The organism is Nocardioides sp. P4_G4, assembly GCF_056401085.1.
The window spans coordinates 1-24,569 of sequence record NZ_JBFUKA010000039.1; the positions used below are offsets into that span (position 1 = coordinate 1).

Genomic DNA, 24,569 nt, shown 5'->3' on the forward strand with positions numbered 1-24,569 from the left:
GGCGGCGGCCACCCGGGTCGCCCCCATGGAGGCGCTTCGCAACGCCGTGCCGGCCGGCGGAGCCGTCGGCCGTGGTCGCCGCCTCGCCGGATGGGGGGTCACGGGTGCGGGCCTCGCGGCGCTCGCCGCGTGTGCCGTGGCGGGCAACCAGCGGTGGGCGACCCTGCTCGCGACCGCCACGACGTTCGTGGGCCTGGTGCTGGCCGGCCCGACGTTGGCCCGGGGGATGGCACGACTCGCCGACCACGGCCCGCGCGGGGGTGGCTGGCGGCTGGCGGCTCGCAACGTCGCCCGCAACTCACGGCGTTCGGCGGCCTCGGCCCTGGCCCTGACGATCGGACTGACCGTGGTCGCCGCGGTGGCGGTGACCGCGACGTCGCTCAAGGCGTCGGTCTCGGACGCCGTCACCGGAGGCAACCGTTCCGACCTCATCCTCGAGCCCGCCGGCGCCGGCCTGGGGATCAGCCCCTCGGTGGCGGACCTGCTGCGGAAGCGGCACGACGTGGCCGACGTCGTCGAGCTGCGCGAGTCCGCCGCGCAGGTCGACGGGCACTCCTCCCTGGTCACGGCGCTGGACACCGACGGGCTGGATCGTGTGATCGACCTGGGCATCGAGAGCGGGAGCCTGGACGACCTGGCTCCTGGGAGCCTCCTGGTCGGCACGACCGCGGCCGACGACCTCGGGGTCGGTGTCGGCGACACGGTCGTCGTCACCTTCCCGGAGACCGGGGACACCGAGCTCAGGGTCGTCGGCACCTTCAGCAAGGGCAGCCTGATCAACGCGTCGTACGTGATGACGCTGCCCGACTTCTCCGCCAACGTCACCTCGGTCCTCGACGGCGCCGTCCTGGTCAACAGCCCGCCGGGCACGGATCCCGACCGGGCCAGGACCGCGATCTCGTCGGCGCTCGCCGACTACCCCAACGTCACCGTCAACGATCCCGCGGAGGTCACCCGGAGGGCCCAGCAGTCCGTGGACCAGCTGCTGGGGATCGTGACCGCGATGCTGCTCCTCGCCGTGGTGGTGGCGATTCTCGGGATCGTCAACACGCTGGTGCTCTCCGTGGTCGAGCGCACTCGGGAGCTGGGCCTGCTGCGCGCGGTCGGCGGGACCCGTCGGCAGGTGCGGACCGTCGTACGCCGGGAGTCGGTGCTGATCTCCCTCCTCGGGGCGCTCACCGGCATCCTCCTCGGCGTGGCCGCGGGCATCGCCCTCAGTCGCGCGCTCGTCGCCGAGGGCGTCACCACGCTCGCGGTCCCGGTCCTCACGCTGGYCGTCTACCTCGTCGTCGCCGTGGCCGTCGGCGTGCTCGCCGCCATCGGCCCCGCTCGGCGTGCGGGCCGGGTCGACGTGCTGCGAGCCATCACGACGGAGTGAGCCGCGATGGGCGAGGACGTGGCCCCGATGGKACCGACCCCCGCGGCGACGCTGGGGGTGGAGGAGGAGTTCAACCTGCTGCACCCGGTGACGGGAGCGGCGGCCTCCCGCGCGGCTGAGGTGATCCGCGACTGCGGTGACCCTGCCGGCGTGGTCCCGGAGTCGATGACCTACATGGTCGAGACCCGGACGCCCGTGTGCCACACCCTCGACACGGTCCACGAGTCGCTGCGGACGAAGCGTCGTGACGTGGCCCGGGCTGCTCGGCGGCGCGGCGCCGTGGCCGTGGCGACGGGTCTCGCGCCCTACGGCCTGCCCGCGCTGCCCGCGGTCACGGAGGACCCCCGCTACGTCGAGCTCGCCCGGCGTTTTCCCTTCGCGATGAGCACCAACGGGACCTGCGCGTGCCACGTCCACGTCGCGGTGCCGACCAGGCAGCTCGGGGTCGAGGCGCTGCTGCGTCTCCGTCCGTGGTTGCCGGCGCTCATCGCGCTCACCGCCAACTCGCCGATCTGGCTGGGCCGGGACGGCGGGTGGGCGAGCCAGCGGCTGGTCTTCGCCTCCCGCTGGCCGACCACGGTGCCCGCTCCGCCGGTGGCGTCGGTCGAGGAGTACGACGACGCGGTGGGCAGGGCGGTCATCACCGGGCAGGCACTGGACGCCMGCAGCGTTTACTTCCTGGCGCGTCTGTCGCCCCGGTACCCCACGATCGAGACGCGCGTGGCCGACGTGGGCCTGACCACCGACGAGGCCACCTGCTACGCGGGACTGGTCCGGGCCCTGGTCGCCTCGGCGGTCGACGAGGCTCTCCTCGGCCGGCCGGTGGCCCCCGTCCCGCAGGCGCTCCTGCGGGAATCGTGCCTGGTGGCCGCCCGGGTGGGGCTCGTCGGCGACCTGACCGACCCGCGGACGGGGGAGCCGGTCCGTCCGTGGCGACTCGTCGACCGGCTGGTCGAGGAGGTCCACTCGCACCTGTGCGCCCACGGCGACGACGCGCTCGTCGACCGGACCATCGACCGGCTCCGTGTCGTGGGGGGAGGCGCGGAGAGGCAGCGACGGCTCTTCGCTGCTGCGTCCTCACCCGCGGCCTTCGTCGCGGCCCTGGCCGAGACGACGGTCGCCGGCCTGGACGCGTGAGGATACTGGGCGGATGCCTCGTACCCGTTGCTACCGCGGGGGAGTCCTGACCGACGAGGACTTCCCGATCGACCAGGTGTCCGAGCACCTCGCGGACCCCTCGAGCGTGGTGTGGGTGGACCTGTGCGCACCCGACCTCCAGGACCTGCAGCTGGTGGCCGACGAGCTGGGGCTGCACCGGCTGGCCGTCGAGGATGCCGCGCAGGGTCGTCAGCGGCCCAAGATCGATCACTACGCGGGCCACGACTTCCTCAGCGCCTACGCGGTCCGGCTCGACGTGGAGAGCGGACAGCTCGTCACCGACGAGATCCACGCCTTCATCACCCGGAGCGCCCTCGTCACCGTACGCCGGGACGAGGAGTTCTCGATCGACGCACTGTTGGCGCGGTGGGACGACGAGGTCGACCTCACCCGGTTCGGGGTCGGCGCCCTGCTGCACGGCCTGCTGGACCTGGTGGTCGACTCGCACTTCGAGGCCGTCGAGTCGCTCGACGACCAGATCGAGCAGCTGGAGGACCTCCTCTTCGACGACCGACCCCACGACAAGAGCGTCCAGCGCCGCAGCTTCGAGCTGCGCAAGAGCCTGGTCCAGCTCCGTCGGGTGGTCCTGCCGATGCGGGAGGTGGTCAACACGTTGATGCGCCGCGACGTCGGGCTGGTCCCCGCCGAGCTGGTGCCGTACTACCAGGACGTCTACGACCACGTGCTGCGGGCGACGGAGTGGACCGAGAGCCTCCGCGACCTCGTCAACACCATCCTCGAGACGAACCTGACCATCCAGGGCAACCGCCTCAACATCATCACCAAGAAGGTCACGAGCTGGGCGGCGATCATCGCCGTGCCCACGGCCATCACCGGCTTCTACGGCCAGAACCTGCCCTACCCGGGCTTCGCCCACCAGTCGGGCTTCGTCGCCTCCTCGGCCCTCATCATCGCCCTGTCAGGGGCCCTGTTCCTCGCCTTCAAGCGCAAGGACTGGCTCTGACGGACTGCTGACCTCGATCCGTCCAGGGGCTGGCAGGATGCCCGGATGCGCGCCGTGGTCCTGGATGCCGTCCGAGCCCGACCCGAGGTCCGGGAGGTGCCGGCTCCCACGGCACCGAAAGCCGGGGTGGTCGTCGAGGTGCGGGCCACCGGCATGTGCCGCAGCGACTGGCACGCCTGGGCGGGACACGACGACATCGCCTTCCCGCACGTCCCGGGGCACGAGCTGGCCGGCGTGGTCGTCGAGGTGGGCCCGGAGGTCGCCCGGTGGCAGGTCGGGGACCGTGTGACCGTCCCGTTCGTCTGCGGCTGCGGGCGGTGCACCTGGTGCCTCGCCGGCGACGCCCAGGTCTGTCCGGACCAGCAACAGCCCGGCTTCACGCACTGGGGCTCCTTCGCCGAGTACGTCGCGCTGCACGCCGCGGACACCAACCTGGTGGCCGTCCCAGACGAGGTCGACGACGCGACCGCCGCCGGTCTCGGCTGCCGGTTCGCCACGGCGTACCGCGCGCTCGTGGGGCGCGCTCGCCTCCGGGCGGGGGAGTGGGTCACGGTGGTCGGAGCCGGTGGGGTCGGACTCAGCGCGGTGATGATCGCCGCAGCCACGGGTGCCCGGGTGATCGGGGTGGACCGGAACCCCGAGGCTCTCGCGATGGCCGCCTGGCTGGGGGCCGAGCACACGCTGCTGGCCGACGCCACCGATGTCCCGGCGGCGGTCGCCGACCTCACCGGCGGCGGCAGCCACGTCGCGGTCGACGCGGTCGGCAGCGAGCAGACCTGCGCCGACGCGATCCTGAGCCTGCGCAGGCGGGGTCGACACGTCCAGGTGGGGCTGCTGCCGCCGGTCGACGGACACCCGCGCGTGCCCATGTCGCGCGTCATCGGCTGGGAGCTCGACCTGCTGGGCAGCCACGGGATGGCTGCGGCGGACTACCCGGAGATGATGGAGCTCGTCCGGTCCGGGGCGCTGCGGCCGCAGCTCCTGGTCGAGCGCACGATCGGGCTCCAGGAGGCGGCGGCCCTGCTGCCCGGCTTCGACCGGGCGACGGTGGCCGGCATGACCCTGGTCGACCCTCGCCGACCGGCATGATCTCGTCGAGCTCGTGCCCACGGGGGAGCCGTGTGCGCCGGTCGGACTAGGAGGTGGCGGCCAGTCGCTCGGCGACGAGCGCCCACACGTCCGGGTCGACGCCCATGGCGAGGTGCGTCGAGGACACCTCGACGTGCTCCGCGCGCGGCGATGAGCGGTCGATGCACGCCTGCCAGGACACGATCCCGTCGCGCCTCGAGAACACTGCGGTGAGCGGCACCGCGATCGGCGCCGCTGCGTCGAGTCGCCGAGCGACCCGGTCGACGGCGACACCGTCCCCGCGCCCGTAGGCGCGGGCGATCGTGGTGTACGCCGCTCCACCCACCACCGGAGTGCCGTACGTGATGACCCTGCGTACGGCGTCGGGATGTCGACGGGCCACCTCCCGAGCGATGACTCCACCGAGGCTCCACCCGACCAGGGAGATGGCCGAGCCCGTCTCGTCGACCAGGTCGAGCACGCGCTCGGCCAGTCGGTCGACGTCGCGACGAGGATCACCCATGTTGGTCCCGAAGCCCCAGCCACGGGCGTCGTACCCGAGGGCGCGCAGGTAGCCACGCAACGGCGCTCCGGAGAGCTCGGGCGCCCGCCACCCGGGGATGTCCACCACCGGGTGGCCGTCACCGCGAGGGACCACGGACAGGCGGGGCAACGCCCCGAGCAGCCGGACGGTGGCCAAGGGCGAGCCCAGCTCCCCGAGCGCGGTGAGCGTGGACGGCGCACTCGTCGGTTCCCTCAGTGCCGAGACGTCGGGACGCTGCCGGGCGCGGGAGCGGACGCCCGCCGCGGCAAGGGCGATGCGGCCGGAGCCCTGGAGCTGTCTCAACATGGCACGACGGTAGCCCGAGGCCGCTCCTCAGGTGTTCCCCGGGAACGCGGGTCAGGCGCTCTTGATCGCCGAGACGTCGAGCTCGAGCTTGATCTTCTCCGAGACGAGCACGCCGCCGGTCTCGAGCGCGGCGTTCCAGGTCAGGTCCCAGTCCTTGCGGTTGATCGTGGTGGCGCCCTCGAAGCCGACGCGGGTGTTGCCGAACGGGTCCTGGGCGGTGCCGTTCTCCTCGAAGGCGATGATGACCGGGCGGGTGATGCCCTTGATGGCGAGGTCGCCGGTGATGGTCCAGTCGGACCCGTCGCGCTCGACCGAGGTCGAGGTGAAGGTGATCACGGGGTGCGCCTCGGTGTCGAAGAAGTCGCCCGAGCGGAGGTGCCCGTCGCGGTCGGCCGAACCGGTGTTGATGCTGGCGGTGCGGATGGTGAGCGCGACGTGCGAGTTGCCCGCGACCTCGGCATCGATGTGTGCCGTTGCGTCGAAGTCGGTGAAGTCGCCGCGCACGGTGGTCACCATGGCGTGACGGGCCGAGAAGCCGACGCGGCTGTGGCCGGCGTCGATGACGTAGTCGCCGGTGATCGTGGTGCCGGCCTCCGCGACAGCCACGGTGCCCGGGGCGTCGGGGGCGGCACCCTGCGGGGCGGGGGAGGTCGTGGGCTTGCGGCGGAAGAAGGACATGGGGTCTCCAGGGTCATCGAAGGTAGGTGATTGATGCTTCAACTACTATAAGCGTCCGGCGTCGCCGTTCATTCCCCGGGCATGCGATCCGCGATGCACGTCTCGATCGGAACCGCCCCTGACTACGCCTTTGGGGGGAGCACGGGGCTGTCTCGGGGCGGCAGGATGTCGGGGGTGCTGCGACTCCCGAACACCCGCCGCGACCTCGACCTCGCGGCGCCCCACCACCTGCTGCTGGGGCCTGACACGCACGGGGTGACCCGGTACGCCGGGGAGGTCGCCGACGCAGCGGGTGCCTCCGTCGTCCGCACGGTCGGACACCTGGTGGACGGGGCTCCTGTCCACCTTCATCTCACCGATCGGCTCCTGGGCCGCGACCCCGCGGCCGCGGCGGCCGAGGTGGAGTCGCTGGCGCGGCGGGTGCGCCTGACGGTGACGCTGCACGACGTGCCCCAGCCCACCGACGGGCCGGTGTTCCGGGCCCGTGCGGCGGCGTACGCACGGATCGTGCGGGCCAGCCGTGCCTGGGTCACCAACTCGTGGCACGAGCACGCGCTCGTGGGTCGCTGGTGCGCGGCCGGGGCCGGCGGGACGGTGATCCCCCTGCCGGTGTTCCCGACGACCGGCCCCCGGTCGGGCGGCAGCCGGGTGGAGACCGTGCCGGTGCTGGGCGTCTTCGGCTTCGTCTACCCGGGCAAGGGTCATCGCCAGGTGGTCCGGGCAGCGGCCGCCGTGCGCCGCGCCGGGACCCCTGCGCGGGTGCGCGTCCTGGGCGAGGCGGCGCCGGGGCACGCCGACGAGGTCGACGAGCTGCTGCGGACGAGCCGGGCGCGCGGCGTCCCGGTGGAGGTCACCGGCCGCGTGCCCGAGACCCACCTGGGCCCCGCGCTTCGCCGGGTCGCCGTACCGGTGGTCGCGCACCGCAACGTGTCCGCGTCCGGCAGCCTCAACTCGTGGATCGCCGCCGGACGGCGCCCGCTCGTCCGGGACGGCACGTACGCCCGTGAGATGGCGGCGCTCCGACCAGGGACGATCACCCTCTTCGACGACGCGACCCTGGTCCCGTGCCTCGAGGCAGCGCTGCTGCGACCGGCCACGACGTGGACGGCGCCGGGCACGGACCTGGGCCCGCGGCTGGAGGAGACCGCCGCGGCCTACCGCCTGTGGTGGGCGTCGGTGCACGGATGACCACGCCGCCGTACGGCACGAGCGTGCCCGGCAACCGCTGGGACCTCGCCCCGAGCGGGGCGCCCCGGCGGAGGGTCTCGGTGGTCGTCGCGCACTACGAGCAGCAGGCCGAGCTCGATCGGACCCTGGCGGCCCTGTGTCGTCAGACCCGCCGGCCCGACGAGGTCGTGGTCGCCGACGACGGGTCGCGGCGTGCGCCGGTCGTGCCGTCGTGGGTGCGGCTGGTGCGGCAGGACGACCGCGGCTTCCGGGCTGCCGCCGTGCGCAATCTCGGCGTGGCCGCGAGCACCGGCGAGGTGCTGGTGCTGCTCGACGCCGACACGTCCCCCGAGCCGCACTTCGTCGAACGCATGGTCGCGCTGCCCGAGGCGCTGCCCGAGGCCCTGGTCGTCGGGCGCCGGCGGCACGCCGATCTCGTCGGCACGGGTCCCGGCGACGCCATCGAGGAGGTGGCGCCGCCGCTGGAGCTGCCCGAGCCGGAATGGCTGCGCACCGGGTACGCCGCCACCCGCGACCTGCTGGACGCCGACGGAGCCAGTCACCGTTTCGTCATCAGCGCCGTGCTCGCGTGCAGCCGGTGGTGGTACGACGAGCTCGGCGGCTTCGACGAGCGCTTCCGCGCCTACGGCGGCGAGGACTGGGAGCTCGCGCACCGGTCCTGGACCGCGGGTGGGCTGCTGGCCCACCGCCGGGACGCCGTCGCGTGGCACGACGGCCCGGACGCCGGGGTGCGGGGGCGCGACCCCGACGCTCGTCTGGCCGAGACCTCCGGCGTCGCCGACCGCACGTCGGCGCCCGGCACGACGTGGCGTGGGCTCGCGCGGGGCCCCGCCGTCCTCACCGTCACGTGCGAGCCGGGTCTGGGCGCCACCGAGGTGCTCGTGACCCTCGACTCGCTGCTCGCGGCGCTGCCGCGCGCCGTCGTCAGGCTGGGGGAGCAGCACCGGGCGCTGGTGGGTGCCGACCCGCGGGTCGTGCCGATGGACGAGCCCGTGCCCGCCACCGCTCGGCAGCACCTCGTCGTCCGACGCGGCCTGCTCGGGGACGCCGCGGCCTGGACCGGGCTGCTCTCGGGTCTCGACGGGCACGTGGCGACTCGGGACGTCGCCGACGGCTGCGCGGAGCTGCAGGACCTGCGCCTCCTGCGCCGGGCCGCCCGGTGGGGACGGCCCGACCTCGCCACGCCGGGTCCGTCGCTCGTGACATCGCTGCGGCCGTGGACGGACGACGTCACGTTGGCGTCCTGGCTGGGCGGGTGGGCCGGCGGCTGAGGTCCGAACGGACAGGCGGCGTCAGTCCGGGTCGTAGCAGGCCAGCAGCAGGGCGAGGTCGTCGTCGAGCGCGTGCCCGGCGGCCTTCTTGACGGACGCGAGCAGGCCGTCCAGCGCCGTGTCGAAGTCCGCCCGTGCGACCGCGGGGAGGAAGGGCGCAGGATCCACGAACGTGCCGCTGGGGGAGCGGGCCTCGATCAAGCCGTCGGTGAAGAGCAACAGGCGGTCGCCCGGGGCCAGCTTGCCGCGCGCGACCACCGGGTCCACGCCGAGACCCAGCGGTGGCGAGTGGTCCAGCTCGACGGTCTCGACGTGGCCGTGCGCGGAGAGCAGCACGGGCGCAGGGTGGCCGCAGGAGACGATGTCGAAGCCGCCGTCGTGCCTGATGTCGACCAGCACCCCGGTCACGAAGTCCTCGGCGTCGGGCAGGTACGGCAGGATGCGCCGGTCGATCTCACGGGCCACGTGCGCCACGTCACCCGTTCCGGCGGCGGCCGCCCGGAACTCACCGAGCACCACGGTCGCGGTGCGGACCGCGGACAGGCCCTTGCCGCGGACGTCCCCGACCAGGAGGCGCACGCACGACGGGCCGCGGACGACCTCGTAGAGATCCCCTCCGACCTGTGCCTCGGACGCCGCGGACAGGTAGCGGGCCGACAGTGCGACGGGACCGGTACGCGCGGGCGGCGGAGCCAGGATGGCGCGTTGGGCGGCTTCCGCCACCAGGGTGACCCCCGCCAGGCGCTCGGACTGCTGCTCGAACGTCGCGGCGGTGTCGAGGGCGACGGCCACCCGGGCGGCGACGGCCTCCAGGAACGCGACGTCCTCCTCGCTGTAGTGGCGGCCCGACTCGGCGTGGATGAGCGTGACCGCGCCCACGACGTCGCCGCGACCCGTCAGTGGTACGACGATGGCGCTGGTGAGGCCGAGCTTGCGTAGGAGCGCCAGGTGCTCGGCGCTGACCGCCGTCGCCTCGAGGAGCTCGGCGGGGATGTAGGGGTAGATCTCGCTCTGCCCGGTCCGGATGACTTGGCCGGCACCCGTGGGGGCGTCCATGCGTGCCGGGAAGGCGCCGGTGAGGGTCCGCGCCCACTCGGTGGTCTCGGCGTCGCGGTGCTGCACCGACAGGGTCTCGAGCTCACCGTCCCGCACCACCTGGAGCACGCACCAGTCCGCGAACCGGGGCACGAGGAGCCGACCGACCTCCGCGACGGTGGTGTCCATGTCGAGACTGCGCGACAGGCTCATCGATGCCTCCGCAAGCAGGACGGTGCGCTGCGTGGCCGCGTCGAAGTCCTGCAGCTCGGCCGCCCGCACGACCGCGCTGGTCAGGGCGCCGGCGAGCGAGTGGAGGAACCCGTCCTCGTGCGCGGTGAAGAGGTCCGGGGGGAACGTGAGGGCCAGCAGGCCGTACGTCGTGCCGTTGCGGCGCAGCGGGAGGAGGTGGAGGCTCCGGTCGGTGTCGTAGTACCCGCTCAGGTCGGGAAAGGCGGCCGTGATCTCGTGCACGGACCGGTAGTGGACGTCGCGGCCCTCGCGCGTCGCGACCGCGCCCGGGAGGTCGCTGTCGAGGGGGATCTCCTGGTACTGGTCGGCACCGCCACCGGTGCGCCCGAACCAGGTCAGGGTCCGCAGCACGTGGTCCGCGTCGAGCGAGTGCACCATCGCCGACGTGGCACCGATGGTGTCGATGGCGTGGCCGAGGAAGCCATCGGCCACCTGCTTGACGGTGCGCGCGCCGGTGAGCTCGACGGCGAGCGCGTCCAGGACCCGTTGGGCCAGCGTCGTCGTCCGCACCAGGCGCCGGCGCCGGCGCTCGTTGGCGTCGGCGGCGACGATCGCCAGGGCACAGATCAGCGCGCAGGTGACGAAGCGCAGGGTCCAGTCGTGCTCGCCGAGGTTGTGGTGCCACACGCCCGAGGCGACCGAGGCGACCAGCGTCAGGACGACGACTCCTGCGGTGCGGCGCGCGTCCGCGTTGATAGCGGTGAGGACGGCGGCACCGGCGTACGCGCCGTTGATCTGCCGTCCGAGCTGCACGTCGACCGTCACCATCACGCAGAGCAGCAGCACGCCGGCGAGCACCGACCGGTTCCCGGCCGTGCTGAGTGCGCGGATCGGTGTGACCACGTGTCCTCGGTTCGTGCGGCGCCCGGCCCCAAGGACGGCCGAGGGCGCAGGGGGATGTGACCGTCGGCACCACGATAATCGCCTGAAGCCCCGGTCCGTCGGGGTTCTGCACATCCTGCGCCCCGACATGCGCCTAGGGTGCTGTCATGTCCCCACCGCGAGCGGGGGCCCGAGCGTCGGGGGTGGGGTTGTCCGGAGCAGTGACCGTCGACCTGACCTTCCCCGCTGAGCCACTGGCCGCCGGGCGGGCGCGGCGTGCGGTGAGGGAGGCGCTCGAGGTGGCCGGTGCCGCCCACCTGGGTGACGTGGCCCAGCTGGTCGTGTCCGAGCTGGTGACCAATGCCGTCGTGCACGCCGGCACCCCGGTCGGTGTGCGGATCGCCGCCGAGCACACCGCGATCCGCGTCGAGGTCCAGGACGGGAGCCCGCGGCTGCCGGTCCTGCGGACGTGGGGCGACACGGCCGGCACGGGGCGCGGACTGAGGATCGTCGACGAGCACGCCGACCTGTGGGGTGTCGACCCCACCGACGGTGGCAAGGTCGTGTGGTTCGAGCTCGGCCGGCCCGCGACGCCGGCCCTGCGTCGATCCTCCGGCACCGGCGTCACCGAGGGTGAGTCGATCGACATCACCCTGCTCTCCGTGCCGCTGCTGATGCACTGGGCGTGGCAGGAGCACGCCGCGACCCTGTTGCGGGAGTACCTGCTCTACGCGCTGGAGCGTGACGTTCGCGCTCTCGACGACCACGTGGCGGCCAGCAGCGCGCTCAGCGTCCTGGACGAACAGGTGCCACGGCCGCGCCTCCCTGCGGAGCCGGACGCACTCATGGCCAGCTCGGTCGAGCCGACCGTCACGGCCGCGGCGGTGGCACTGCGCCTCCCGTTGTCCTCGGTCCACCACTTCGAGGTCCTCGACGACCTGCTCGTGCGAGCCAGGGCAGCCGCCGACGACGGCCTGCTCCTGAGTCCACCGACCCAGCCCGAGATGGCGGAGATGCGCTCCTGGTTGTGCGGGGAGGTCGCCGGACAGGCGGCGGCGGTGTCTCCGAAGCCGTGGGAGGCGAGGACCGACGTACGCATCGCCGTCCAGGCCGACGCCGATCGTCCGCCGGTGCTCCGTGAGCTCGCCGGGCTCGACGAGTCCCTGATCGCGATGGACGACACGAGCGTGATCGTGGCCGTGACCCCGGACGTGGTCGAGCTCCTCGGCTACGGCCGGGAGGCGGACCTGCTCGGCCGGCGGATCCTGGCGGTGGTCCCCGCCCGGTTCCACCAGGCCCACATCGCCGGCACCACCCTGCACGCGACCCAGGGCCGTGACGTCCTGCTCAACCAGTGGCTGACCGTGCCGATGGTGCGGTCCGACGGCAGTGAGATCACGGTGGAGCTGCACGTGGACTCGCGTCGCCTGGACCCGGACGTCCGGGTCTTCGTGGCTCGCCTGCGGTGGGCCGGGCCGTGACGGCGCAGCACCACCCGGATCTCCGCCCACGTCGGTCGCCTGCGATCCGCCGCCYCCGGCAGCGGGCGTAGTCACGCGCGCCGCGCGGTACTACCGTGGAACGCAAGCGGCTCGCGCACTTCCCGACCCGAAGGAGCACCCATGCTGAACGACAGCAAGGTATGAGCAAGAAGCCCACCGGGCAGGACGCAGCGCCCGGCCGAGCGAAGATGAAGAAGAAGGAGTACGAGGAGGAGATGCGGCGCCTCCAGGGCGAGCTGGTGGCGATGCAGGAGTGGGTGAGGTCCACGGGAGCCAAGGTCTGCGTCGTCTTCGAGGGACTGGACTCGGCGGGCAAGGGCGGGACCATCCGGCGCATCACCGAGCGCACGAGCCCGCGGGTGTTCAAGCACGTCGCCGTGCCCACCCCCAACGAGCGCGAGAAGTCGCAGATGTACATGCAGCGCTACGTCGCGCACTTCCCCTCGGCGGGCGAGGTCGTCATCTTCGACCGCAGCTGGTACAACCGCGCCGGCGTGGAGCCGGTCATGGGCTACTGCACCGCGGAGCAGAGCGAGAAGTTCCTCGAGCAGGTGCCCGGCTTCGAGAAGGCGATGGTCGACAGCGGGATGCTCCTCATCAAGTACTGGCTCAACGTCGGCATCGACGAGCAGACCCGCCGGCTCGCGAACCGGATCGAGGACCCCCGCAAGATCTGGAAGCTCTCGCCCACCGACCTGAAGTCCTACAGCCGGCACTACGACTACTGCCGGGCCCGGGACACGATGCTGGCGGCCACGGACACGGGCTGGGCGCCGTGGTTCGTCGCGGACAACGACGACAAGAAGCGCGGTCGCCTCAACATCATCTCCCACCTGCTCGGCCACGTCCCGTACGAGCCGCTGCCTCGCCAGGAGGTGACGATGCCCCGCAGGCCCAGCGGCCGCGGCTACGTGCAGCCGGAGCTCGCGCTGCACCCCGTTCCGGCCCTCTTCTAGCCCGGAGGCTCAGCTCACTGGAGCGCCGACGTGAGCCGCATGACGTTGTCGACGTAGCGGTCCTTCAGGGGGATGTCCGTCCACTCGGCGAGGGTCAGCTCGCGGGAGATCGACCGGTAGTGGTCCTCGACCTTGCGGATCTCCTGCACGAAGTCGCCGCCGAAGCACATGGTCGAGACCTCGAAGTTGAGCCCGAACGAGCGCATGTCCATGTTGCTCGATCCGATGACCGCGACGTCGTCGTCGACCGAGAAGTGCTTGGAGTGCAGGATGTACGGCGGCGGGTACAGCCAGATGCGCACGCCGGCCTCCAGCAGCTCGTGGTAGTACGAGCGCTGCGCGTGGTAGACCATGAACTGGTCACCCTCCTCGGAGACGAACAGCTCGGTCTCCACGCCCCGCTGTGCCGCCGTCGTGATGGCGTAGAGCAGCGACTCGTCCGGCACGAAGTAGGGGCTGGTGATCGACAGCCGCTGTTGAGCGCCGTAGATCAGGGTGTTGAACAGCCTGAGGTTGTTCTCGTGGGAGAAGCCCGGTCCGCTGGGGACGACCTGGCAGGCGACTCCCGAGGAGTGCGTCACCTCGTCGATGACGAACTCGTCCTGGTCGAGCATCTCGTGGGTCTCGATGTACCAGTCGGTGGCGAAGACGACGTTGAGCTTGGTCACGGTGGGACCCGTCAGCCGGACCGTGAGCTCGCGCCACTCGCGCCCGGCCTTGTGGTTCTTGGGCTTGTTGTAGCCCGGCTCGATGAGGTTCTGCGACCCGGTCATCGCCACCAGGCCGTCCACCACGAGGATCTTGCGGTGGTTGCGGAGGTCCGGCCGGCGCCACCGACCCTTGAGCGGCATGAGCGGCAGCATCGGGTGCCACACGAAGCCCGCCTCGTCGAACCGGTCCTTCATCTCCTTGTAGCCCGGGATGCCCCGGGTCGCGAGGTGGTCGAAGAGCACCCGCACGGTGACGCCGCGCTGCACGGCTCTGGCGCACGCCTCGAAGAACTCCCCGGTGACGTCGTCCCAGGCCACGATGAAGTACTCGACGTTGACGAACCGCTGGGCCTTCTCGACCTCGGCCGTCATCGCGGCGATCGACTGCTCGTAGTCGGCGCACAGCTCCGCCGAGTTCCCCCAGGTGCAGGGCAGGGTGCCGAGCTTCTGGCTCATGGTGATCGACGTGCGCAGCCAGGGCGGCTGCACCTCCGCGGTCTGCGGTGCCACGGTGGACGAGAACCGGCCGTGCACGAGCTCGTTGACGTCGTGGTGGATACGACGCCGCTTGCGGTCCAGCGTCGTGCTCCCGAGCACGAAGAACAGCAGCAGGCCCAGGAACGGGATCAGGTAGACCAGCAACAGCCACGCCATCGCAGACGAGGGCCGCCGGTTCTGCGGGATGAACCCCAGTGCCGCCAGCTTGATGGCCAGGTCGAGCAGCACGGCCCCCAGCGTCAACCACAGGGGCGCGTTGGACTGGGATGTCACCATGCTGCTCAGGCTTCAGCCGGTGCGTCCACTGCGCCTCACCCGTCGGCGGACGTCACCCGGGGGAATCCGTGGCGGCCGCACTGCCCGGGGTGCGACCGGCCGCGATCGCGGGGCGGGCCGCCAGCCACAGCACCACGCCCACGACGAGCATCGCCCCCTCGGTCGTGGTGAGCGCCCAGATGATGCCGCTCAGGCCGAACCAGTGGTTGCCGAGGAGCACAACCGGGATGAACAGCAGGCCCTGCGTCACCGACATGACCGTCGCGGCCACGGCCCGCCCGGTGGCCTGGAACAGCGACGTGAGCAGGCCCGTGAAGCCGTTCGCGACCATCGCGACCAGCTGCGCCGTGAGGATGGTGCCGCCGATCGCCAGGACCGATCCGTCCGCGGAGAACAAGGAGATCACCTGTTCGCGGAGCGCGATCAGGGTCGCCGCCGAGATCACGGTGATGCCGCCCACCGCGAGGGCCGCGGCGCGCAGGGCCGAGGTGAGGCGCTCCCGGTCGCCCTTGCCGTAGGCGTAGGCGAGGAGGGGCAGCACGCCGAGGGTGAGTCCCATGACGAGGAACTCCGGCACCTGTGCGATCCGGACCACGACCCCCATGGCCGCGAGCGGGCCGTCGCCGTACGCCGCAGCGAGGTTGTTCAGGACGAGGGCCGTGACGACCAGGAAGCCCGCCTGGAACAGCTCGCTGGCGCCGACCCCGATCACGGGACGCAGCACTGAGGGCGAGAGCGTGAACCAGCGGGGCGCGAGGCTCACGTGCTCGCTGTTGCGTGCCAGCCACGTGGCGAAGTAGGCGATGACGACGACGTTGGCGAGACCGGTCGCCAGCGCCGCACCGGCGACGCCCCAGTGCAGGACGAGGATGAACAGCGCGTCGAGGACGACGTTGGCGGACGTGGACGCGATGAGCCCCACCATCACCTGTCGCGCCGCCCCGTCGGCGCGCACGATCTGCTCGAGGCAGAAGGCTGCGGCGAGGACCGGTAGGAAGAGGAGCATGACCGCGATGAAGGACCGGGTCGCGGGTGCGGCGGTCGCGTCGGCGCCGAGCAGGGACACCAGCGGGTGCAGCAGCACCAGCCCGACGACGCCGAGCAGGGCACCGACGATCGCGGCGCCCCACACGGAGAAGGCCGACACGTGCTTGATCTGGCCTGCCTGTGCGGGATCGTGCTCGGAGGCGCCGAGCAGACGCGAGACGAGCGCGCCGCCGCCGGTCCCGAAGACTCCGCCGACCGCCATGACAAGCCCGAGCAGGGGCGAGCCGAGCGTGACCGCGACGAGGAGGGTGGTGTCGTGCAGCGAGGCGATGAAGCCGGCGTTGACGACGTTGTAGACGGCGCCGACGATCATCGCCGCCGCCATCGGGACGCACAGGTGCACGAGGGCGCGGGCGACCGGGGCGGCGGAGAGGTACCAGTGGTCCGTGCCGACGGCGGGCGCGCGGGCAGGGGCGGGGTTCGTGGTGTTCATGACGGCTCCTCGTGGGGGCAGGTTCGAGCGCGCCGACGGGCACCGTCGCGCGGAGGGGTTGGGTGATGTGTGGTGCGGCGGGCGCGGTCGTGCCGCGCGAAGGATCAGGGCCGGCTGGGTTGCGGCAGCTCGGCGGTGATCTTGATGAGCAGCGAGTGCAGGGTGGCCCGCTCGGTCGTCGTCAACGGGGCGAGGATCGTGTCGTCGGCGGCGGCCATGGCGGTGTCGAACCCGGCGATGAGCTCCGTGCCCGCAGCCGTGGCGTAGACGCGCTTGCTTCGCTCGTTGCCCCCCTCCGTCCGGCGCTCGACGAGGCCGCGTCGCTCGAGTCCTTGCAGGAGGCTGGTGACACTGGCCGCGCTGGTGCGGCTCACCTCGGCGATGTCGCGCTGGATGGCGCCGGGGTTCTGGGTCAGGTAGCCGAGCACGAAGCCCTGCGGGTGGCTGAGCTCGCGCTCACGGATCCAGTCCTCGCCCGCCCTGAGCTGGGCCCAGCCGATCCATCGGACGAGGTCGAGCGTGCTGGTGAGCCTGGGTGCATCCATGATGAGAACGCTAATAGTTCGAAGTCGAACAGTCAAGTATCGAATAAAGGCGTCTGGCGCACCCAGGTCCATGTCCCGTGTCCAGGACCCCGGTCACACGCCCTGGGCGTCCGCGTCCGTGGCGATGCCGGAGTGYGTCTCGCGCAGCTGGCGCTTGAGGATCTTGCCGCTCGGGTTCTTGGGCAGCGAGTCCGCGATCACGACGTACTTGGGTGTCTTGTAGCCGGCGAGCCGCGACCGGGCGTGGGCGATCACGTCGCCCTCGGTCAGCGTGACGCCGTCCTTCGGCACCACCACGCACGCGACGGCCTCGACCCAGCGGGGGTGGTTCACACCGAAGACGGCGACCTCGGCAACACCGTCGAGCTCGTAGACCGCCTCCTCGACCTCGCGGCTGGCGACGTTCTCCCCACCCGTCTTGATCATGTCCTTCTTGCGGTCCACGACGTAGAGACGGCCGTCCTCGTCGACGTGTCCCAGGTCGCCGGAGTGGAACCAGCCGTTGCGGAAGGCCTCGGCGGTCTTCGCCTCGTCGCGGTAGTAACCGAGCATCGCGTGCGGGGAGCGGTGCACGATCTCCCCGACCGTGCCGGCGGGCACCCGGCGGTCCTCGTCGTCGACGATGCGGGTCTCGACGTTGAGACCCGCGCGGCCCGCGGAGCCGGCGTGCTCGAGCTGCTCCCCGGGGGTGAGGATCGTCGCGAGCGGTGCCATCTCGGTCTGGCCGTAGAAGTTCCACAGCTGGACCCCGGGCAGGCGCTCCTGGATCTCCCTGAGCACCTCCACGGGCATGGCCGAGGCACCGTAGTAGCCCTTGCGCAACGACGAGAGGTCGGTGTCGTCGAAGTCCGGGGAGCGGAGCAGCCCGATCCACACGGTCGGCGGGGCGAAGAACTTCGTGACCCGGTGCTCCTCGATGGCCTCCAGGATCGCCGCAGGATCGGGTCCGGGCAGGATCACGCTCGTCGCGCCGAGGTAGACGTCCGGCCCGAGGAAGCAGTCCAGCTGGGCGCAGTGGTAGAGCGGCAGCGAGTGCAGGTCCACGTCGTCGGAGGACATGCCGCCGTCGATCGCGCAGGAGACGTACTGCCACATCAGTGAGCGCGACGACAGCAGCGCACCCTTGGGCCGCGCCTCGGTGCCGGAGGTGAACATCATGCGCAGCGGGTCGTCGTCGGCGACGTGGACGTACGCCGGGGTGGCCGCGTGCTGGAGCCACTCGGCCAGGTCCTGCCAGCCGTCGGGAGCGCTCTGYCCGGCCGCGGCGATGGCCAGCCTGCGGACGACGCCACCCCCCGCCTCGTGCAGGGCCCGGTCCGCCGTCTGGCAGAGGGCGTCCTCGGCGATCAAGGTCTCCGCACCGGAGTGGTCGAGGATGAACGCCAGCTCAGAGGGACCGAGCATGAAGTTCAAGGGCACCAGCACCGCGCCACTCCGGGCGGCCGCGAAGGCCACCACGGCGAACTGCCAGGAGTTGTGCGAGAGCAGCGCCACGCGGTCACCCTGGGCGACGCCGGCCTGGGCCATCGCCGCCGCCGTGCCGTCGACCAGCCGATCCAGCTCGGCGAAGGTCAACGACGTGTCGCCGTCGATGATCGCCGTCCTGCCGGGATGGCGCTGCGCCGTACGGCGGGGCAGGTCGCCGATCGACTGGCTGCGGGCGCGCTGGGCGAGGTCGGAGGTGTCCATGAAGGCACGGTAGGGGACAGTCCTGCAGGGATGCTCCGACCGCGGGCGGCAAGAACGTCGCTGCCTGCTCACATCGTGATCGCGACCTTGCCCCGGATGGCTCCGTCCTCCAGCTGCCGCATCGCGTCGGCTGCGCGCTCGAGGGGGTAGCAGCGATCCAGGGCGGGCGTGAGGACGCCCGCCTCGACGAGGTGGGAGATCCGCTCGTAGTCGGCGGCGCGCTCCCGGGCGAGGAGCAGCACCAGCCTCTGTCCGACGAAGGGAGAGACGAGGGCTCCCCGGAGCTGCCGAGACATCCCGGTGATCTTGCCGCCGTCCTCTCCGCCGACGAAGACCGCCGTCCCGTGCGGGGTCAGCGCCCGCCGCACGCGGCGTACCGACGGGTTCCCGGCGACGTCGAGGATGAGGTCGTAGTGGCGCGTCCCGTCGGCCCAGTCGTCGTCGTCGTAGTCCAGGACGTGATGAGCCCCGAGGGCGGTGACGTGGTCCAGCTTGGCGCGGCTGCACACCCCGGTCACCTCGGCGCCCAGGCCGACGGCCAGCTGCACCGCGTAGCCGCCGACGCCGCCGGAGGCACCGGTCACCAGCACGGCCTGGCCGGGCTCGACCCTGCCGGCGTCGGTGAGGGCGCGGAGCGCGGTTCCTGCCGAGATCGGCAGGACGGAGGCCTCGGCGAAGGAGAGGTCGGCGGGCTTCTTGGCCAGCTTGTCCTCGCCCGTGACGGCGTACTCCGCGAACGAGCCGGGCGCGACGCCGTACACCTCGTCGCCGGGTGCGAACCGGGTCACGCCGGAACCGGTCGTCACGACGGTCCCGGCGACGTCGCGCCCCGGCACCGGGTTCCGCGGTCGGCGGATGCCACAGGCGAGCCGCACGGCGTACGGCGTGCCGGTCATCAGGTGCTCGGTGCCGCGGTCGAGTCCCGCGGCGTGCACGCGGATGAGCACCTGGTCGTCGCCGGCGACGGGCACGGGCACGTGTGCGAGGCGCAGGACCTCGGAGCTGCCGTAGCGGTCTTGCGTGACGGCCCGCATGGTGGCGGCCCCGGTCGCATCGTGTGAGCTCATGGTGATCGTCCCTCTCGGTGTCTCGGTGTCTCGGTGTCTCGGTGTCTCGGTGTCTCGGGTCAGACCGGGGGCATCGGGTCGTACTGAAGGTAGCGTCGGACCTCGCGGGCGCGCTCGACGTCGGCGAGCCGCGTCACGAGGTGCAGCGCCATGTCGATCCCGGCGCTGACACCGGCGCTGGTGATGAGGTCGCCGTCGTCGACGAAGCGGGCCTCGACGTCGGTGACGACGGTGGGGTCGAGCTCGGACAGCAGGTTGAGCGACGCCCAGTGGGTGGTGGCCCGACGGCCCGTCAGCAGGCCGGCTGCTGCGTAGACCAGGCTCCCGGTGCAGACCGACGCCATCAGCGGGACCGAGGCCCGGAGGCCACGGAGCCATCGCAGGTGATCGCGGTCCTCGAGCATCGGCCTGGTGCCGGGGCCCCCCGGATGGATGAGGACGTCGAGCGGGGGAGCGTCGTCGATCGAGTGGTGCGCCCCGAGCAGCAGGGACTTGGCGCCGAGCACGGGTGCACCGTCGACCGACAGGCAGAAGGCGCCCCAGCCGTCCCCGGGATGCTCCTGGGTCCAGTGGGAGAGGACCTCCCACGGGCCGACCGCGTCCAGCTCCTCGACCCCGTCGAAGACGAGGAGACCGATCTGTCGCCGGCTCGACACCGGTGGCGGTCCGGTCTGGCCGGCGGCGGTGGGGGACGGGTGGGGCATGGGGTTCCTCCTGGATCGACTCGTCGGACGTGGCGCGGGTGGCGCCCGACGTGGTTCGAGCCTGCGGCCACAGCAGGCCCGTCGCCCCGGTCAAAGCGCCGGGGTTCGAGCCGGACCGGCCGGACCCGCGAGCGTGTACGTTCGGCACGTGCTGGTCGGCCGGGACCCCGAGCGGGCGCTCCTGGCAGCGCTCGTCGATCAGGCCCGCCACGGAACGGCCGGCAGCCTCGTGCTGCGCGGGGAGCCGGGTGTCGGCAAGTCCGCGTTGCTCGACGCGATGGTGGTCGAGGGCGGCAGCGCCACGGTGCTGCGCACCCAGGGCCTCGAGGTCGAGGCACCGCTCGCGTTCGCCGCCCTGCATCGCCTGCTGCGCCCGCTGACGCGACTGCGCGAGCAGCTTCCGCCTCCTCAGGCGCGTGCCCTCGGGGTGGCGTTCGGGGAGGACGACGGTGCCTCGGTCGAGCCCTTCCTGGTCGGGGTGGCCACCCTCTCGTTGCTGAGTGCCGCCGCGGAGGAGAGCCTCGTGCTGTGCGTCGTGGACGACGCGCACTGGTTGGACCCCGCCAGCGCGGGAGCACTCCTCTTCTGTGCCCGACGGCTCGGGGCGGACCGGGTGGCGATGGTGTTCGCGGCGCGCGACGGCGTGGCAGCAGCGTTCGAGGCGCCCGGCCTGGCCGAGGTCACGGTCAGCGGGCTCGACGCCGAGGCAGCCCGTGCCCTCCTGGCGGCCAGGTTGGGTGGTGCCCCGGCCGACGAGGTGGCCCACCGCCTCATCGAGGAGACGAGCGGCAACCCGCTCGCCCTGCTCGAGCTGCCGGGCGTGCTCACGACGGCCCAGCTCGAGGGGGCGGCCGCGCTGCCGGCCGCGCTCCACCTCACCGCCCGGGTCGAGCAGGCCTTCCTCGACCGGAGCCGCCGACTGCCGGTGCCGGTGCAGCGCCTGCTGCTGCTCGCGGCTGCCGACGACACCGGTCAGCCCGACGTCCTGCGCGGTGCGTGCGTGCAGTGGGGTCTGGACGAGAGCGTGCTGCAGCGCGCGTTCGACTCCGGGCTGCTCGTGGACGAGGGTGTCTCTGTCTCCGTGCGACACCCCCTGGTGCGCTCGGCGATCTACCAGGCCGCCCCCGGGGTGGACCGACGTGGAGCGCACCGGGCGCTGGCCGCGGCGCTGGCCGGGTCGGGGCAGCGGGACCGCGAGGTCTGGCACCGCGCGTACGCCGCGGAGGGGCCGAGCGAGGACCTGGTCGACGCCCTCGCGGACATGGGTGAGCGCTCGCAGCGGCGAGGTGGCCACGTCGCCGCCCTGGCGGCGTACGAGCGGGCGGTGGAGCTGTCCACCGACGCGGTCCGACGCGCTCACCTGGGCTTCGCCGCAGGGCGCAGCGCCTGGGCCTGCGGGCAGGTGGCTCGCGCCCAGGCCCTGCTGGGGATCGCCCGGGAGGGCACGGAGGATCCCCTCCTGCTGTGCGACGTGGCGCGGCTGCGCGGACACATCGAGGTCAACATCGGCTCGGCTCCGGAGGCGCACCGCATCTTCGTGCACGCCGCGCACGCGGTCCTGCCCGTCGACCCGGTCCGGGCACTGGACATCGGCGTCGCGGCAGCCGTCATGCGCACCTTCGGAGCCGACAGCGGGACGCCGCTGCGTTCCGAGGACCTCTTGGCCGCGACCGCCACGGAAACCTCTCCCCGGACGCAGTGCCTGAGGCAGATGCTCGTGTCGATGACCCGGGTGGTGGACGCGGGCTCGGCAGGAGCGGTGGACGCCCTGGAGCTCGCTGTAGGGATCGGCGAGGCCGTCGACGACCGCGACGTGCTCTGGAACCTCGGCAACGCCGCCCTCCAGCTCGGCGACGACGCTCGCCAGCAGCAGTTCTACTCCTTCGCGCTCTCGCGTGCTCGGGAAGCGGGCGCGGCCACGGCGGTGACCTACTGCCTGCAACGCCTCTGCTTCGGGCACTGGACCGGGGGAGACCTCGTCGGTCTGCGCGTGAGTGCCGAGGAGGCCGTGGTCCTGGGCGCGAGCATCGGGCAGCCCGCCGTGACCGCGCTGCCGGTCGCCTGGCTCCTGCTCCTCGCCGCCCAGCAGGACCGCAGTGACTACGACGACCTGCTGATGGAGCTGGAGGAGCTGGTCGCGGCGTATCCGCTCGGCATCATGGCTGATCCGGTGCACGACCTGACGCGGTGGGCGATGGGCATCCGTGCGGCGGGCTCCGGGGACACGTCCGGGGCTTTCCACCAGCTCGGCCGTCTCCGGCTCCCGGTCCTCGGGCGTCTGGCCGCGGCGGAGCGGATCGAGGCTGCGGTCCGCGCCGGGGAGGTCGCGACGGCACGGGCCTGGACCGAGGAGCTGGCGGTCTTCGCCGAGGCCACGGATCGGTCGTGGGCGCTCTGTGTCGTGGCGTTCGGTCAGGCCCTGACCTCGGAGGCGGACGCGGAGCCGCTGTTCGAGCGGGCGCTGTCGCACGGCGAGACCGGCGGCCGTCCTCTGGACCTGGCGCGCGTCCAGCTGGCGTACGGCGAGTGGTTGCGGCGAAGCCAGCGGCGCGTCGATGCGCGCGTGCACCTGCGCCGTGCCCTCGAGACGTTCCGGGACGCTCGGGCCGAGGCGCTCGCGTCGCGAGCGGACCAGGAGCTGCGCGCCTCGGGGGAGACCGCACGCAGGCGCGATCCCTCCACCCTGGTGCAGCTGACCCCGACGGAGCTGAAGATCGCCCAGCTGGTCAGCTCGGGGATGTCCAACAAGGACGTGGCCGCCCAGTGCTGGATCTCCCCACGGACGGTCGCCTTCCACCTGCGCAACATCTTCGCCAAGGCCGGCGTCACCTCGCGTGGCGAGCTGGCGCGGCTCGACCTCGGCTGACTCGCGACGCCGCCCCGAGCGGCACATCCCGGCCATCTGGCCGGGGTGAGCGCGGGGCGATGCCGCGACGCTCGACGGCAGTGTCACATCCCTTCACTGCGAGAGCGAGAAGTCCATGAGCACCGACGTCCACCGCGCGTCCGGACCCGCCGACACGGAGCCTTCGACGAGGCGCCGAACCCCGCCGGTGACCCGGCTCGTCCTGGTCTCCCTGGCCACCGGCCTTGCCGTGGCCGTCGGCCTGACGATGGTGGTCCTCCCCGGCGCGACCGAGGGCGTGACCGCCGGATCGGCGCTGCTGGGGTTCGGTCTCGGCTGGGCGATGCTGCGCGTCCTGACCGCGGGGACGACCCGACCCCAACCCTGGGCTGTGGTCCCTGCGGTCGTGATGACGGCCACGGGCTCAGCCCTCCTGCTGCTCGCGCCCTCGGACGCGACCCTCACCACGCTCACGTGGGCGTGGCCGCCGCTGGCGTTGGCCCTCGCGGGATGGACGTACCTCCAGATGCGCCGGACCCTGACGGGACCGGGCCGGTGGCTGGTGACGACCGTCCTGGTCCTTCTCGCCGCGACCTCGGTGGGCGCAGGGGTCTCGCACCTCGGGAGCAGCTCCTTCGCCACCACCTATCCGGCCCCGGGCACGACACGCACCGTCGGTGACCACGACCTCCACATCGACTGCCACGGCCAGGGGAGCCCGACGGTGGTCCTCTTCAGCGGCCTCGGCGAGTTCTCCGCGTCCTGGGCTCGGATCACGCACGGGGTCGCGCCCACCACGCGTGTCTGCGCCTACGACCGCGCGGGCCAGGGGTGGAGCGACGACGTCGAGCACCCGCAGGACGGCGTCGCTGCCGCCGCGGACCTCCACGCACTGCTCGCGGCAGCCGGGGAGCGAGGTCCGTTCGTGCTGGTGGGCCACTCGATCGGCGGTCCCTACGCCATGACGTACGCCGACCGGTACGCCGACGACGTGGCCGGGATGGTCCTGCTCGACAGCACCAGTCCCCGACAGTTCACCGCGATCCCCAGCTATCCCTTGCAGTACGCACTGATGCGTCGTGCCTACGGAGTGCTACCCACCCTGGCGCGCCTTGGCCTGGGAACGCTGTTGTCGGGCTCCCACCTCCCTGCCGATGACGCCGCCCCGGTCGACGCCATGTCGGCCTCGCCGCGGGCCGCGCGCAACGCGCGCGACGAGCTCTCGACGTTGCCCGTCGTGTTCGAGCAGGCCCAGGCCCTCACCACCCTGGGGGACCGTCCGCTCGCCGTGCTCACCAGCGCGGAGACGGAGGACGACACCGACGGCTGGGCGGAGGCCCAGGAGGGCCTGGTGGCGCTCTCCACCCGCACGGTGCACCGCGACGTCGCGGCCAGCCACGCCGGGATGGTCGAGGACCCCGACGGCGCCGCGGCCTCGGTGCGGGCCATCGACTCCGTCGTCCGGGCGGTTCGGACCGGCACGAACCCGGCCATTCGACCGGTTCGAGCAACCCCGCCCAGCGCCATCGTGGACACATCGGCCGGCAACGGCGACACCCAGCTCAGGCGGTGACGACGATGGACAGGATCTCGACGATCTCGGACACGACGCAGGCGCGACCCCCGGCGGGCC

The 24,569-nt window shown here is 72.5% G+C and carries 19 protein-coding genes; 10 read left to right on the top strand and 9 right to left on the bottom strand.

The annotated features are described in order from the left end of the window. The 4 genes from AC1DQF_RS10720 to AC1DQF_RS10735 all read left to right on the top strand — a co-directional run. Positions 1-1,378 (top strand): FtsX-like permease family protein (locus AC1DQF_RS10720; RefSeq protein WP_477525206.1); only part of this gene is annotated, 1,378 nt, incomplete at its 5' end. Between the two features lie 27 nt (positions 1,379-1,405). Then, entirely contained in the window at positions 1,406-2,515 is a 1,110-nt protein-coding gene (locus tag AC1DQF_RS10725; protein ID WP_477525207.1) for a carboxylate-amine ligase, read from the top strand. Positions 2,516-2,528: 13 nt separating this feature from the next. Beyond that, positions 2,529-3,500: a magnesium transporter CorA family protein gene (locus AC1DQF_RS10730; RefSeq protein WP_477525208.1), complete on the top strand. Its 972-nt coding sequence runs from the start codon at positions 2,529-2,531 to the stop codon at positions 3,498-3,500. A gap of 45 nt (positions 3,501-3,545) precedes the next feature. Further along, on the top strand, positions 3,546-4,589 hold the full coding sequence (locus AC1DQF_RS10735; RefSeq protein WP_477525209.1) for a zinc-binding dehydrogenase: 1,044 nt from the start codon (positions 3,546-3,548) through the stop codon (positions 4,587-4,589). 46 nt (positions 4,590-4,635) lie between these two features. On the opposite strand, the gene AC1DQF_RS10740 is transcribed toward AC1DQF_RS10735, so the two are convergent. Beyond that, complete coding sequence (locus AC1DQF_RS10740; RefSeq protein WP_477525210.1) at positions 4,636-5,418, bottom strand: esterase/lipase family protein; 783 nt, start codon at positions 5,416-5,418, stop codon at positions 4,636-4,638. Positions 5,419-5,469: 51 nt separating this feature from the next. Then, complete coding sequence (locus tag AC1DQF_RS10745; protein ID WP_477525211.1) at positions 5,470-6,096, bottom strand: YceI family protein; 627 nt, start codon at positions 6,094-6,096, stop codon at positions 5,470-5,472. A 174-nt stretch (positions 6,097-6,270) separates the two neighbouring features. Between AC1DQF_RS10745 and AC1DQF_RS10750 the strand changes: the two genes are divergently transcribed. Together AC1DQF_RS10750 and AC1DQF_RS10755 are read left to right on the top strand one after the other, a co-directional pair. Further along, positions 6,271-7,284 (top strand): hypothetical protein, encoded by a 1,014-nt coding sequence (locus AC1DQF_RS10750; RefSeq protein WP_477525212.1) that lies wholly within the window; start codon positions 6,271-6,273, stop codon positions 7,282-7,284. Further along, positions 7,281-8,555: a glycosyltransferase gene (locus tag AC1DQF_RS10755; protein WP_477525213.1), complete on the top strand. Its 1,275-nt coding sequence runs from the start codon at positions 7,281-7,283 to the stop codon at positions 8,553-8,555. The genes AC1DQF_RS10750 and AC1DQF_RS10755 overlap by 4 nt, the downstream gene beginning before the upstream one ends. 21 nt (positions 8,556-8,576) lie before the next feature. On the opposite strand, the gene AC1DQF_RS10760 is transcribed toward AC1DQF_RS10755, so the two are convergent. Continuing rightward, positions 8,577-10,685, bottom strand: a complete 2,109-nt coding sequence (locus AC1DQF_RS10760; RefSeq protein WP_477525214.1) for a PP2C family protein-serine/threonine phosphatase — start codon at positions 10,683-10,685, stop codon at positions 8,577-8,579. Between the two features lie 146 nt (positions 10,686-10,831). Between AC1DQF_RS10760 and AC1DQF_RS10765 the strand changes: the two genes are divergently transcribed. Beyond that, positions 10,832-12,145, top strand: coding sequence for an ATP-binding protein (locus AC1DQF_RS10765; RefSeq protein ID WP_477525215.1), 1,314 nt, complete (start codon positions 10,832-10,834; stop codon positions 12,143-12,145). 161 nt (positions 12,146-12,306) lie between these two features. Beyond that, positions 12,307-13,122, top strand: a complete 816-nt coding sequence (gene ppk2, locus AC1DQF_RS10770; RefSeq protein ID WP_477525216.1) for a polyphosphate kinase 2 — start codon at positions 12,307-12,309, stop codon at positions 13,120-13,122. A gap of 14 nt (positions 13,123-13,136) precedes the next feature. Here the strand turns inward: ppk2 and cls are convergent, their stop codons facing one another. The 6 genes from cls to AC1DQF_RS10800 form a co-directional block, all read right to left on the bottom strand. Next, positions 13,137-14,606: a cardiolipin synthase gene (gene cls, locus AC1DQF_RS10775; protein WP_477525217.1), complete on the bottom strand. Its 1,470-nt coding sequence runs from the start codon at positions 14,604-14,606 to the stop codon at positions 13,137-13,139. 52 nt (positions 14,607-14,658) lie between these two features. Continuing rightward, complete coding sequence (locus AC1DQF_RS10780; protein ID WP_477525218.1) at positions 14,659-16,086, bottom strand: MATE family efflux transporter; 1,428 nt, start codon at positions 16,084-16,086, stop codon at positions 14,659-14,661. 104 nt (positions 16,087-16,190) lie between these two features. Further along, positions 16,191-16,631: a MarR family winged helix-turn-helix transcriptional regulator gene (locus AC1DQF_RS10785; protein WP_477525219.1), complete on the bottom strand. Its 441-nt coding sequence runs from the start codon at positions 16,629-16,631 to the stop codon at positions 16,191-16,193. 93 nt (positions 16,632-16,724) lie between these two features. Beyond that, positions 16,725-18,320 (bottom strand): fatty acyl-CoA synthetase, encoded by a 1,596-nt coding sequence (locus tag AC1DQF_RS10790; RefSeq protein WP_477525220.1) that lies wholly within the window; start codon positions 18,318-18,320, stop codon positions 16,725-16,727. A 68-nt stretch (positions 18,321-18,388) separates the two neighbouring features. Then, entirely contained in the window at positions 18,389-19,387 is a 999-nt protein-coding gene (locus tag AC1DQF_RS10795; RefSeq protein WP_477525221.1) for an NAD(P)-dependent alcohol dehydrogenase, read from the bottom strand. A 59-nt stretch (positions 19,388-19,446) separates the two neighbouring features. After that, entirely contained in the window at positions 19,447-20,091 is a 645-nt protein-coding gene (locus AC1DQF_RS10800; RefSeq protein ID WP_477525222.1) for a DJ-1/PfpI family protein, read from the bottom strand. 148 nt (positions 20,092-20,239) lie between these two features. Here AC1DQF_RS10800 and AC1DQF_RS10805 point away from each other — a divergent pair, with 148 nt between their 5' ends. Together AC1DQF_RS10805 and AC1DQF_RS10810 are read left to right on the top strand one after the other, a co-directional pair. Beyond that, positions 20,240-22,957 (top strand): helix-turn-helix transcriptional regulator, encoded by a 2,718-nt coding sequence (locus AC1DQF_RS10805; protein WP_477525223.1) that lies wholly within the window; start codon positions 20,240-20,242, stop codon positions 22,955-22,957. 115 nt (positions 22,958-23,072) lie between these two features. Next, a complete protein-coding gene (locus tag AC1DQF_RS10810; RefSeq protein WP_477525224.1) occupies positions 23,073-24,509 on the top strand; it encodes an alpha/beta fold hydrolase in 1,437 nt (478 codons plus the stop codon). Positions 24,510-24,569: the final 60 nt, after the last annotated feature.

Excerpts from the sequence above, each read along its gene's own strand:
- AC1DQF_RS10730 (WP_477525208.1), top strand. The coding sequence starts at position 2,529 with ATGCCTCGTACCCGTTGCTACCGCGGGGGAGTCCTGACCGACGAGGAC.
- AC1DQF_RS10735 (WP_477525209.1), top strand. The coding sequence starts at position 3,546 with ATGCGCGCCGTGGTCCTGGATGCCGTCCGAGCCCGACCCGAGGTCCGG.
- AC1DQF_RS10740 (WP_477525210.1), bottom strand. The coding sequence starts at position 5,418 with ATGTTGAGACAGCTCCAGGGCTCCGGCCGCATCGCCCTTGCCGCGGCG.
- AC1DQF_RS10745 (WP_477525211.1), bottom strand. The coding sequence starts at position 6,096 with ATGTCCTTCTTCCGCCGCAAGCCCACGACCTCCCCCGCCCCGCAGGGT.
- AC1DQF_RS10755 (WP_477525213.1), top strand. The coding sequence starts at position 7,281 with ATGACCACGCCGCCGTACGGCACGAGCGTGCCCGGCAACCGCTGGGAC.
- AC1DQF_RS10765 (WP_477525215.1), top strand. The coding sequence starts at position 10,832 with ATGTCCCCACCGCGAGCGGGGGCCCGAGCGTCGGGGGTGGGGTTGTCC.
- ppk2 (WP_477525216.1), top strand. The coding sequence starts at position 12,307 with ATGAGCAAGAAGCCCACCGGGCAGGACGCAGCGCCCGGCCGAGCGAAG.
- cls (WP_477525217.1), bottom strand. The coding sequence starts at position 14,606 with ATGGTGACATCCCAGTCCAACGCGCCCCTGTGGTTGACGCTGGGGGCC.
- AC1DQF_RS10780 (WP_477525218.1), bottom strand. The coding sequence starts at position 16,086 with ATGAACACCACGAACCCCGCCCCTGCCCGCGCGCCCGCCGTCGGCACG.
- AC1DQF_RS10785 (WP_477525219.1), bottom strand. The coding sequence starts at position 16,631 with ATGGATGCACCCAGGCTCACCAGCACGCTCGACCTCGTCCGATGGATC.
- AC1DQF_RS10795 (WP_477525221.1), bottom strand. The coding sequence starts at position 19,387 with ATGAGCTCACACGATGCGACCGGGGCCGCCACCATGCGGGCCGTCACG.
- AC1DQF_RS10800 (WP_477525222.1), bottom strand. The coding sequence starts at position 20,091 with ATGCCCCACCCGTCCCCCACCGCCGCCGGCCAGACCGGACCGCCACCG.
- AC1DQF_RS10810 (WP_477525224.1), top strand. The coding sequence starts at position 23,073 with ATGAGCACCGACGTCCACCGCGCGTCCGGACCCGCCGACACGGAGCCT.